The organism is Acidovorax sp. (genome assembly GCF_046294525.1).
GTDB lineage: Bacteria > Pseudomonadota > Gammaproteobacteria > Burkholderiales > Burkholderiaceae_C > Acidovorax.
In genome coordinates this window covers 59,347-71,376 of sequence record NZ_JBKBKQ010000018.1, presented here as the reverse complement: position 1 = coordinate 71,376, position 12,030 = coordinate 59,347, and the positions used below count along the sequence as shown (strand labels likewise).

Here is a 12,030-nt window from a genome sequence, read left to right as displayed (position 1 = left end):
CTAGTGCCGTTTTTTGCTCTGAATGTCTCTCCCCGCCACGCCGACCTTCTCCATCAACTCATTGCAGGCCCAGTGCGACAAAGGCGCCTGGTCCCGCGGCGTGGATCTGCTGCGCCAGTCCGCCGTGGTCGATATCAACCTGAGCGAAGTGGGTGACGGTGTCTGGATCATCAAGGGTGCCGTGCAGGGCACCCAGCTGGAGCCTTATGAGCTGTCGGTGGAACTGATCCTGAAGCCCAATGGCCAGGTTGTTGCCTGGTCGGGCCTGTGCACTTGCCCGGTGGAAGAAGGCTGCAAGCATGCCGTGGCTTTGACGTTAAAGGCCGGGCAGCTGCGGCCCGGCGAGGCATCCAAGCCGCTGTCGCCTCAAGCCGTTCAGGCGCTGCAAGCCATGCAAGAGCGCGTGTCCGCCCAGGCCCGCGCCGAGGCCGAGGTGCGCCTGGTACGCTGGCTGGACGACTGGGACCGCGCCGCAGACAACGCCGCACCGCCTCTGCCGGGCGCGCGGGCCGACCGGCCCGAGTGTTATCTCTACCTGCTCTCGCCCATCGGCCGCCTGCGCTCGGGTGCGCCGCAGCTGCAGATCGAGGCCGTAGTGTCCTACTCCAAGCTCACCGGCGGCTGGGCCAAGCCCAAGACCATCCGCACGCAGCCCGGCCCCGGCCAGGCCGTGTACGACCGCGCCACCGATGCCGACCGCCAGCTGCTGCAGCTGCTGCGCGCCATGCCGCGCAGCGTGGGTTACTACTCCGCCTACAGCGGCGCCCCCACGGGCGTGCTGGAGGGCGCGGTAGGCCTGCTGGCGCTGCAGCAGGCAGCCGCCACAGGCCGCTTGTTTGCCGATGCGGGTGGCTCCACCGTGGGTGTGCCGCTGCGCTTTGGCGATGCGCTGCCCATGACCTGGGGCTGGACGCAAACCAGCACCTCGCACGGTGGCGACAGCGGCACCAGCGATGACAGCGCCTGGTCCCTGCAAGCGCAGCTGCCCAGCCCCAGCGCCACGCTGTGCGCCAACCGCCCGCCGCTGTACCTGGACCTGGCCCAGGGCGTGTGCGGCCCCGTGTCGGCCGAGGGGCTGAGCCCCGCGCAGCTGGACCTGCTGCTGCAGGCGCCCCCGCTGGCCACCGCCGCGCTGCAAAAGCACCACGCCGAAGTGGCCAGCCGCTTGGGCGGCGTGCTTCCGCTGCCGCCGGTACTCAAGCCCCTGGCGCGGGTGCAAGGCGCAAAACCGGTGGCCCGGCTGCATCTGGCGCCCACGCCGCCGTACGAAGTGCCCGACATGGGCCTCATTACTGCGCAGTTGCAGTTTGACTACGCCGGCCACATGGGCTGGTGGGTTGGGCAGGAACTGGCCGTGCTGGTGCCCGGAGCCGACGGCAGCCAGGTGCTGCTGCAGCGCGACGGCTTGAGCGAACTCAATGCCATCGAACGCCTGCTCGGCCTGGGGCTACTGGGCACCGACGAAGGCCTGTTTGGTATCCCTGGCGAGCGTTCGCAGAACGACTGGATGCATTGGGCGGACAACGGCTTTGTGGTGCTGCGTGACGCGGGCTTTGAGGTCTCGCTGGACGCCGCACTGCAGGGCTGGATCCAGCATGTCGACGCGCTGGACGTGGCGCTGCAGCCCGAGGGCGACGACGAGGCCACCTCGCCCTGGTTCGCACTCTCGCTCGGCATCGAGATCCACGGGGCACGCCACAACATCCTGCCCTGGCTGCCCCGACTGATTGCCGCCGCGGCCAGCCAGCCGCTGGACCCCGCCACCGGCCTGCCCCAGTTGCCCTCGCACGTCTATCTGCCGTCCCCCACGGGCAAGGGCTTTGTGCGCCTGCCCACCGACACCCTGCGGCACTGGATGGCCGCGCTGCTCGACTTGGTGGGTGACCGCGCGCACGACTTCGAAGGCGACAGCCTGAAACTCTCGCGCATGGATGCGCTGCGCACCAGCGCCGCGCTGGGCGAGGGCACAGTGTGGGATGGCGCCCAGGCGCTGCACACGCTGGTGGCGCGGTTGAAAGGCGCGAGCGCGCTGCCCACCGTGCCCGTGCCTGCGGGTGTGCAGGCCACCTTGCGGCCCTACCAGCAGCAAGGCCTGAACTGGCTGCAGTTTCTCCGCGCCCAGGGCCTGGCCGGCGTGTTGGCCGACGACATGGGCCTGGGCAAGACGCTGCAGACACTGGCCCACATACAGGTCGAAAAAGACGCGGGCCGGCTGACCGACCCGGCCCTCGTCATCGCGCCCATAAGCCTGATGGGCAACTGGCAGCGCGAGGCAGCGCGCTTTTGCCCCGGCCTGCGCTGCCTGGTGCTGCACGGCGCGGGCCGCCACGCCGTGGCCGATGCGCTGGCCGAGCACGACCTCGTCATCGCCCCGTATTCGCTGCTGCAGCGCGACCGCGAACGCTGGCTGGCCCAGCCCTGGCACCTGGTGGTGCTGGACGAGGCCCAGAACATCAAGAACGCCAGCACCCAGGCCGCGCAGGTGGTGGGCGCGCTGAAGGCGCGCCACCGCCTGTGCCTGTCGGGCACGCCCATGGAAAACCACCTGGGCGAGATCTGGAGCTTGTTCCACTTTCTGATGCCGGGGTTTCTGGGCAGCCAGGCGCGCTTCAAGGAACTGTTTCGCAACCCCATCGAAAAGCAGGGCGACACGGCCCGCCTGGCCCAGCTGCGCGCCCGCGTCACGCCCTTCATGCTGCGACGCACCAAGGCGCTGGTGGCCGGCGAGCTGCCGCCCAAAGTCGAATCGGTCATGCCCGTGGAGCTGGCAGGCGCTCAGGCCGACCTGTACGAAACCATCCGCCTGGGGATGGAAAAAACCGTGCGCGAGGCGCTGCAGAGCAGGGGCCAGGCCAAATCGCAGATCACCATCCTGGACGCGCTGCTCAAGCTGCGCCAGGTGTGCTGCCACCCGGCCCTGGTGCCGCTGGATGCCGCCAAGAAGGTCAAGACTTCGGCCAAGCTGGAGCAGCTCATGGCCCTGCTGCCAGAGATGCTGGCCGAAGGGCGGCGCATTCTGCTGTTCTCGCAGTTCACCAGCATGCTCATGCTCATCGAGGCCGAACTGAAAAAACGCGGCCTACCCTGGGTCAAGCTCACCGGGCAGAGCGTCAAGCGCGACGCCATCATCGAGCAGTTCACCAGCGGGCAGGTGCCGCTGTTCCTCATCAGCCTGAAGGCGGGCGGGGTGGGGCTGAACCTGCCGCAGGCCGACACCGTGATCCACTACGACCCCTGGTGGAACCCGGCGGCGGAAAACCAGGCCACCGACCGCGCCCACCGCATCGGGCAGACGCAGAGCGTGTGGGTGGTCAAGCTGGTGGCGCAGGGCACGCTCGAGGAGCGCATCCTGGCGCTGCAGGAGCGCAAGGCGCAGCTGGCTGGTAGCCTGTACAGCGAGGCGGCCGCCCGCAAGGAGCCGCTGTTCACCGAAAGCGATCTGGCCGAGCTGCTGCAGCCGCTATCGTCGTTGTAGCTGCGGACGCTTGGTGCATCAAGGCTGGGCCTTGATTTGGTAACCGCCGGCTTTGCGGCGCGGCGCTGGCGCATTAACAACAGCCTGGGGGCGGCGCGGCAACCGCTGTCTTTGCAAATCAACGCGTTGCACGCTACAATACGACTCTCACGACCAAGCGGGCGGGTACCAACCGCCCGTTTTTTTTGGTCGAACGCTTTTGGAGCTCGAAGCTGTCGGGGAACGATCTCCGGGGGTTATCGGGTTTTTTGTTTTTCCGGGATTGAACTGAACACGTGGCATTGCAGCAAGTCGTTGAACAAGTGGTGACGGGCCTGGGTTACGACCTGGTGGAGATCGAACGCTCTGCCGGCGGTCTGCTGCGCGTCACCATCGATTTGCCCTGGGTGCAGCCGCCCGCGGATGCGCCCCAGCCTGTGATCGAGCAGTTCGTCACCGTCGAGGATTGCGAGAAAGTCACCCGCCAGCTGCAGTTTGCGCTGGAGGTGGATGGCGTCGAATACAAGCGCCTGGAAGTCTCGTCCCCCGGCATCGATCGCCCCTTGCGCCACGAGCAGGACTTCGTGCGCTTCGAAGGCTCGGTCATCGATATCACCCTGAAGGCGCCCATCGGCGCTGCAGCCGGGGGGCAGGTCAACGCCACCCGCAAGAAATTTCGCGGCACGCTGGAGCGTGCCGAGTCCGGAGGCTGGCAGATCGTCTGGAGCGACGAGCCCCCGGTCAAGCCAGGTCAAAAAGTGAGCAAGAAACGCGTGCCCGCCCCTTTGCAGGCCATGGGCTTCACCCTGGATGAATGCCGGGATGTACGCCTAGCGCCCATCGTGGACTTCAAGGGGCGCGCGGGCAAGTCGGGCTCGGCTCCGGCCTGAGTGGTTGCTGAGTGAACATGGGATGGGCGGCCGCCAAGCGCCCCCGTCCTCGGGTGATTGAAATAGGAGAGTCGTCGCATGAATCGCGAACTGTTGATGTTGGTTGAGGCCATTTCGCGCGAGAAGAACGTGGAGCGTGATGTGGTCTTGGGCGCTGTGGAATCGGCCCTGGCCCAGGCTACCAAGAAGCTCTACCAGGGCGAGGTGGACATTCGCGTGTCCGTGGATCGCGACAGCGGCAACTACGAGACTTTCCGCCGCTGGCTTGTCGTGCCTGACGATGCAGGCCTGCAAAACCCCGACGCAGAAGAGCTGCTGATGGACGCGAAGGACCGAATCGCTGACATCGAGGTGGGCGAGTACATCGAAGAAAGCGTGGAGTCCGTGCCTATCGGCCGCATCGGCGCCATGGCCGCCAAGCAGGTCATCCTGCAGAAGATCCGCGACGCAGAGCGCGAGATGCTGCTCAACGACTTCATGTCGCGCGGCGAGAAGATCTTCACCGGCACCGTCAAGCGCATGGACAAGGGCGACATCATTGTTGAATCCGGCCGTGTAGAAGGCCGCCTGCGCCGCTCCGAGATGATCCCCAAGGAAAACCTGCGCAGCGGCGACCGCGTGCGGGCCATGATCATGGAAGTGGACCTGACGCTGCGCGGCGCGCCCATCATCCTGTCGCGCTCCGCCCCCGAGTTCATGATCGAGCTCTTCCGCAACGAAGTGCCCGAGATCGAGCAAGGCCTGCTGGAGATCAAGTCCTGCGCACGCGACCCCGGCTCGCGCGCCAAGATCGCCGTGCTGTCTCACGACAAGCGCGTGGATCCCATCGGCACCTGCGTCGGTGTGCGCGGCACCCGTGTGAATGCCGTGACCAACGAACTTGCTGGCGAGCGTGTGGACATCGTGCTGTGGTCGGAAGACCCAGCGCAGTTCGTGATCGGCGCGCTGGCTCCGGCCAACGTGTCTTCCATCGTGGTCGATGAAGAAAAGCACGCCATGGACGTGGTGGTGGACGAGGAAAATCTCGCCATCGCCATCGGCCGCGGCGGCCAGAATGTGCGCCTGGCTTCGGATCTCACGGGCTGGAAGATCAACATCATGGACGCCGCCGAAAGCGCCCAGAAGCAGGCCAACGAAACCGACACGGCCCGCAAGCTCTTCATGGAGAAGCTGGATGTGGACGAGGAAATCGCCGACATCCTGATCTCCGAAGGCTTCAACAGCCTGGAAGAAGTGGCCTATGTGCCGCTGCAGGAAATGCTTGAGATCGAAAGCTTCGACGAGGACACCGTGAACGAACTGCGCGCCCGAGCCAAGGATGCGCTGCTCACCATGGAAATCGCCCGCGAAGAAAGCGTGGACGAGGTCTCCCAGGACCTGCGTGACCTCGAAGGACTCACGCCCGACCTGATTGCCAAGCTGGCTGACGGCGGTGTGCACACGCGTGACGACTTGGCCGATCTGGCCATTGATGAACTGACCGACCTGACCGGACAGTCTGAAGAAGATGCCAAAGCCTTGATCCTGAAGGCGCGCGAACATTGGTTCGCAGGGCAGCAAGAGTAAAGGTCAGGGAGGCACGAACCATATATGTCCAGTAACACTGTCGCCGAGTTCGCCACCGAACTCAAAAAATCGCCCGAAATCCTTCTCGACCAGCTCAAGGCTGCCGGGGTGGGCAAGGCCGCGCCCACGGATGCGCTGACCGAGTCCGACAAGCAAAAGCTGCTGGCCTACCTGCAGGCCAGCCATGGCACGGCATCGCCCGACCGCAAGAAAATCACGCTGACCAAGAAGTCCACCAGCGAGATCAAGCAGGCCGACGCCACGGGCAAGGCCCGCACCATTCAGGTCGAAGTGCGCAAGAAGCGCACCTTCATCCAGCGCGACGAAGGCGCAGAGGCTGTGGCCGAGGCCCGTGAGCCTGTGGTGGAAGAGGCCATCTCTCAGGAAGACCAGGAACTGGCCCGCCGCGAGGAAGAAGCCCGCCGCCAGGCCGAACTGATCCGTCGCCAGGAAGCCGAGCTGGCCGAAAAGCGCGCCGAGCGCGAAGCCCGCGAGAAGCGCGAGCGCGAAGCCGAAGAGCGCGCCGCCGCCTATGCCGCCCAGGAGGCCGAAAAGAAGGCCCAGGCCTCCGCCGTGAAGCAGGAGGCTACCCGTGAGCAGGCAGCCGAGGCTGCTGCACGTGCTGCTGCGCAGACCGAAGCCCGCGAAAAGGCACAGGCAGAAGCCAAGGCCCGTGCGGACGAAGAGTCTGCCCGTGCCCGCGATCTGGAAGAGCGCCGCCGCAAGGCCCTGGCCGAGGCAGAAGCCATCCGCGCCATGATGGCCACGCCCAAGAAGGCGGTCATGGTCGCCAAGAAGCCCGAGGAACCCAAGCCTGCGGCCAAGCCCGCTGCTGTGGGCGACGCCAAAAAGGGCACGCTGCACAAGCCTGCGGTGGGCACCGGCGTTGCGCGCGCCGGCGCATCGGCCACGGCCGGAGCGGCTGCGCCGGGCGCTGGCAAAGAGGTCAAGTCTGCCAAGCTGTCTTCCAGCTGGGCGGGCGATCCGGCCAAGAAGAAGGAAATCAAGACCCGCGGCGACAGCAGTGGCGGCGTGGGCCGCAACAACTGGCGTGGTGGCCCGCGTGGCCGCCGTGGTGACGGTCGCGATCACCGCGATGATCACCAGCAGGCCGCGCCGGTCGAAGCGCGGATCATTGAAGTGCACGTGCCTGAGACCATCACGGTGGCTGAGCTCGCGCACAAGATGTCCATCAAGGCATCCGAGGTCATCAAGTCGCTGATGAAGATGGGCCAGATGGTCACCATCAACCAGCCGCTGGACCAGGACACCGCCATGATCGTGGTGGAAGAAATGGGCCACAAGGCCGTGGTGGCGGCGCTGGACGACCCAGAAGCCTTCACCGACGAAGATGCCGGTCAAAAAGACGCAGAACTGCTGCCACGCGCTCCGGTGGTTACCGTCATGGGTCACGTGGACCACGGCAAGACCTCGCTGCTGGACTACATCCGCCGCGCCAAGGTGGCGGCGGGCGAAGCCGGCGGCATTACGCAGCACATTGGTGCCTACCACGTGGAAACGCCACGCGGCATGGTGTCGTTCCTCGACACTCCCGGTCACGAGGCCTTCACGGCCATGCGTGCCCGTGGTGCCCAGGCCACCGACATCGTGATTCTGGTGGTGGCTGCCGATGACGGCATCATGCCCCAGACCAAGGAAGCCATCAAGCACGCCAAGGCTGCCAAGGTGCCAATCGTTGTTGCCATCACCAAGGCGGACAAGCCCGATGCCAACCCCGACCGCGTCAAGCAAGAGCTGGTGGTGGAAGAGGTGGTGCCTGAAGAATACGGTGGCGATTCGCCTTTTGTGGCCGTGTCGTCCAAGACCGGCATGGGCATCGACGACCTGCTGGAGCAGGTCCTGTTGCAGGCCGAAGTGCTGGAGCTGAAGGCGCCGGTCGAAGCCATGGCCAAGGGCCTGGTCATCGAAGCCCAGCTGGACAAGGGCCGCGGCCCTGTGGCCACGGTGCTGGTGCAGTCCGGTACGCTGAAGGTAGGCGATGTGGTGCTGGCTGGCCAGACCTCGGGCCGCGTGCGCGCCATGCTGGACGAGAACGGCAAGCCCGCCAAGACGGCTGGCCCGTCGATCCCGGTGGAAATCCAGGGCCTGTCGGATGTGCCGCAGGCCGGTGACGAGTTCATGGTGCTGTCCGACGAACGCCGTGCACGCGAAATCGCGACCTACCGTGCTGGCAAGTTCCGCAACACCAAGCTGGCCAAGCAACAGGCTGCCAAGCTGGAGAACGTGTTCAACGAGATGACTGCGGGCGAGGTGCAGACCCTGCCCATCATCATCAAGGCGGACGTGCAGGGCTCGCAGGAAGCGCTGGCAGCGTCGCTGCTCAAACTGTCCACCGACGAGATCCGCGTGCAGCTGGTCTATGCCGGCGTGGGCGGTATCAGCGAGTCCGACGTGAACCTGGCGATTGCCTCCAAGGCTATCGTGATCGGCTTCAACGTGCGTGCCGATGCCGGTGCGCGCAAGCTGGCCGAGTCGAGCGATGTGAACCTGCATTACTACAACATCATTTACGACGCCGTGGATGAGTTGAAGGCCGCCATGTCCGGCATGCTGGCCCCCGAGCAGCGCGAAGAAGCCCTGGGCACCGCAGAGATCCGCACGGTGTTCGTGGCTTCCAAGATCGGCACGGTGGCGGGTTCGTACGTCACCTCCGGTCAGGTCACGCGCAACTGCAAGTTCCGCCTGCTGCGCGACAACGTGGTCATCTACACCGGCGAAGTCGAGTCCGTGCGCCGCCTCAAGGACGATGTCAAGGAAGTCAAGGAAGGCTTCGAGTGCGGTATCAAGCTGCGCAACTACAACGACATCAAGGAAGGCGATCAACTCGAGTTCTTTGAAATCAAGGAAATCGCCCGGACGCTGTAAGCGGCGGAAACGACGACGACATGGCTGCAAAGAAATCCGCCACCCCCAATCGCGCCTTCAAGGTGGCCGATCAGATCCAGCGCGATCTGACGGAACTGATCGCGCGCGAGCTGAAAGACCCGCGCGTGGGCATGGTGACGCTGCAGGGCGTGGAAGTCACTCCCGACTACGCCCATGCCAAGGTGTTCTTCAGCCTGTTGACGGGCGACCCGGTGGAAACCCAGGCGGCGCTCAATCAGGCGGCTGGGTTCCTTCGCAACGGTCTGTTCAAGCGCTTGCACATCCACACCGTGCCTACGCTGCATTTCATGTTCGACCGCACCTCCGAGCGTGCGGCCGACATGAACGCCTTGATCGCCAAGGCGGTGTCCTCGCGCGCGAAAGAGGACTAGTCCATGCACGCGCCACGCACCAGGGTGCAGCGGCGCCCTGTGCATGGGGTGTTGCTGCTCGACAAACCGCTCGGCCTTTCGAGCAATGACGCCTTGCAAAAGGCGAAATGGCTGCTGCGCGCCGAAAAAGCGGGCCACACCGGCACGCTCGATCCCCTCGCCACGGGCGTTTTGCCGCTGTGCTTCGGGGCCGCCACCAAGTTCAGCCAGCTGCAGCTGGATGCCCCCAAGACCTACGAAGCCGTGGCGCTACTGGGCGCCACGACGACCACTGGCGACGCCGAAGGCGATGTGCTCGAACGGCGCGAGGTGCTGCCTGAGCACATCACCCCGGAGCGCTTGGCGGCTGTTCAGCAGCAGTTCACGGGCCCCATTCGCCAAGTGCCGCCGATGCACAGCGCACTCAAGAAGGACGGCAAGGCGCTGTATGAATATGCACGCGCTGGCGTCACGGTCGAGCGCGAGGCCCGCGATGTTGTTATTCATGCATTAAAACTGGCTCTGGCGCTTACTGATCAAGCGCGACCAGCTATCAAAATGATAGTTAAATGCAGCAAGGGCACCTACATCCGCACGCTGGGTGAAGACATCGGCGCTGCGCTGGGTTGCGGCGCGCACCTGACCTTTCTGCGCCGCATCGACACCGGCGGTCTGGGTGTGGAGCGCTGCGTCACGCTGGCGCAGCTGGAGGCCATGCCCGAGGCCGATCGCTTGGCCGCTCTGGAGGCGCCCGAGTCTCTGTTGGCACAACACGTGCGTGTCACGTTGGACAGTGAGAATGCAGCCCGATTCCTGTCGGGCGTGCGTCGCCGTGGCAACTGGCCCGATGCCAGTGCCGTGGCGGTGTTTGGCGAGAATCCTCCGGCGCTGCTGGGGGTAGGCCACATCGTGGGCGGGGAGCTGGTGCCGGACAGGCTCCTGAGTCCGCTGGAAATTCAACAAATTTTGGAAGGCATGCCGCACCCTCAAGCCAGCGGCACATTGGAAAAACTATGACGACGAAACAAATCCGCAACATCGCGATCATCGCCCACGTTGACCACGGCAAAACCACCATGGTCGACCAGCTGCTGCGCCAGTCCGGCACCTTCGCCGACCACGAAAAGGTCGTGGACACCGTGATGGACAACAACGCGATCGAAAAGGAACGCGGCATCACCATCCTGGCCAAGAACTGCGCCGTGAGCTGGAAGGGCACGCACATCAACATCGTGGACACCCCCGGCCACGCGGACTTCGGCGGCGAAGTGGAACGTGCGCTGTCGATGGTCGACAGCGTGGTGCTGCTGATCGACGCGCAAGAGGGCCCCATGCCCCAGACGCGTTTCGTGACCAAGAAGGCCTTGGCCCTGGGCCTGCGCCCCATCCTGGTGGTGAACAAGGTGGACAAGCCCGGTGCCAACCCCGACAAGGTGGTGAACGCCGCGTTCGACCTGTTCGACAAGCTGGGTGCCACCGACGAGCAGCTGGACTTCCCCGTGGTGTATGCCTCGGGCATCAACGGCTGGTCGTCGCTGGAAGAAGGCGCACCGGGCGAGCAGTGGGGCCCCGACATGTCGGCCCTGTTCGACACCATCCTCAAGCACGTGCCACCGAACTCCGGCAACCCTGACGCCCCCCTGCAGCTGCAGATCTCGGCGCTGGATTTCTCCAGCTTCGTGGGCCGCATCGGTGTCGGCCGCATCAGCCAAGGCACGCTCAAGCCCGCGCAGGACGTGCTGGTCATGGAAGGCCCCAATGGCAAGACCACCAAGGGCCGCGTGAACCAGGTGCTGACCTTCCAGGGCCTGGACCGCATGCAGACCCCCCTGGCCGGCCCGGGCGACATCGTGCTGATCAACGGCATTGAAGACATCGGCATCGGCGTGACAGTGACCGACCCCGCCAACCCCGCGCCGCTGCCCATGCTGAAGGTGGACGAGCCCACGCTGACCATGAACTTCTGCGTGAACACCAGCCCGCTGGCCGGCCGCGAAGGCAAGTTCGTGACCAGCCGCCAGATCTGGGACCGCCTGCAAAAGGAACTGCAGCACAACGTGGCCTTGCGCGTGAAGGAAACCGACGAAGAAGGCGTGTTCGAAGTGATGGGCCGGGGCGAACTGCACCTGACCATCCTGCTGGAAAACATGCGCCGCGAAGGCTACGAGCTGGCCGTGTCCAAGCCCCGCGTGGTGTTCAAGGACATCGACGGCGTGAAGCACGAGCCGATCGAGCTGGTGACGGCCGACATCGAAGAAGGCCACCAGGGCGGCGTGATGCAAGCCCTGGGCGAGCGCAAGGGCGAACTGGTGAACATGGAGTCCGACGGCCGTGGCCGCGTGCGCCTGGAATACCGCATCCCGGCCCGTGGCCTAATCGGTTTTACCAACGAATTCCTGAACTTGACGCGCGGTTCGGGCCTCATCAGCAACATCTTCGACAGCTACGAGCCGCACAAGGGCGACATCGGCGGCCGCAAGAACGGTGTGCTGATCTCCATGGACGACGGTGAAATCTTCACCTACGCCCTGGGCAAGCTGGACGACCGTGGCCGCATGTTCGTGAAGGCCAACGACCCCGTGTACGAAGGCATGATCGTCGGCATCCACAGCCGTGACAACGACCTGGTGGTGAACGCCACGCGCACCAAGCAGCTGACCAACTTCCGCGTGTCCGGCAAGGAAGACGCGATCAAGATCACGCCGCCGATCGACCTCACGCTAGAGTACGGCGTGGAGTTCATCGAGGACGACGAACTGGTCGAGATCACGCCCAAGTCCGTGCGTCTGCGCAAGCGCCACCTCACGGAAAACGAGCGCAAGCGCGCCGCCCGTTCTTGATAAGCTCTGCGCTTATGAAAGGG

General features: G+C 65.0%; 7 protein-coding genes. All 7 read left to right on the top strand.

Annotated elements, in window-relative coordinates; genetic code table 11:
* Positions 1-22 precede the first annotated feature (22 nt).
* The 7 genes from ACK4HJ_RS16230 (at position 23) to typA (ending at position 12,007) form a co-directional block, all read left to right on the top strand.
* Positions 23-3,475: an SNF2-related protein gene (locus tag ACK4HJ_RS16230; RefSeq protein ID WP_409833480.1), complete on the top strand. Its 3,453-nt coding sequence runs from the start codon at positions 23-25 to the stop codon at positions 3,473-3,475.
* 275 nt (positions 3,476-3,750) lie between these two features.
* A complete protein-coding gene (gene rimP, locus ACK4HJ_RS16225) occupies positions 3,751-4,344 on the top strand; it encodes a ribosome maturation factor RimP (RefSeq protein ID WP_409833478.1) in 594 nt (197 codons plus the stop codon).
* A gap of 78 nt (positions 4,345-4,422) precedes the next feature.
* Positions 4,423-5,910: a transcription termination factor NusA gene (nusA, locus tag ACK4HJ_RS16220; RefSeq protein WP_409833477.1), complete on the top strand. Its 1,488-nt coding sequence runs from the start codon at positions 4,423-4,425 to the stop codon at positions 5,908-5,910.
* 24 nt (positions 5,911-5,934) lie between these two features.
* A complete protein-coding gene (gene infB, locus ACK4HJ_RS16215) occupies positions 5,935-8,796 on the top strand; it encodes a translation initiation factor IF-2 (protein WP_409833475.1) in 2,862 nt (953 codons plus the stop codon).
* 20 nt (positions 8,797-8,816) lie between these two features.
* Entirely contained in the window at positions 8,817-9,188 is a 372-nt protein-coding gene (gene rbfA / locus ACK4HJ_RS16210) for a 30S ribosome-binding factor RbfA (RefSeq protein WP_409833473.1), read from the top strand.
* Positions 9,189-9,191: 3 nt separating this feature from the next.
* Positions 9,192-10,184, top strand: coding sequence for a tRNA pseudouridine(55) synthase TruB (gene truB, locus ACK4HJ_RS16205; RefSeq protein ID WP_409833471.1), 993 nt, complete (start codon positions 9,192-9,194; stop codon positions 10,182-10,184).
* Positions 10,181-12,007, top strand: coding sequence for a translational GTPase TypA (gene typA, locus ACK4HJ_RS16200; protein ID WP_409833469.1), 1,827 nt, complete (start codon positions 10,181-10,183; stop codon positions 12,005-12,007). Before truB ends, typA begins: the two co-directional genes overlap by 4 nt.
* The last annotated feature ends 23 nt before the right edge of the window (positions 12,008-12,030 follow it).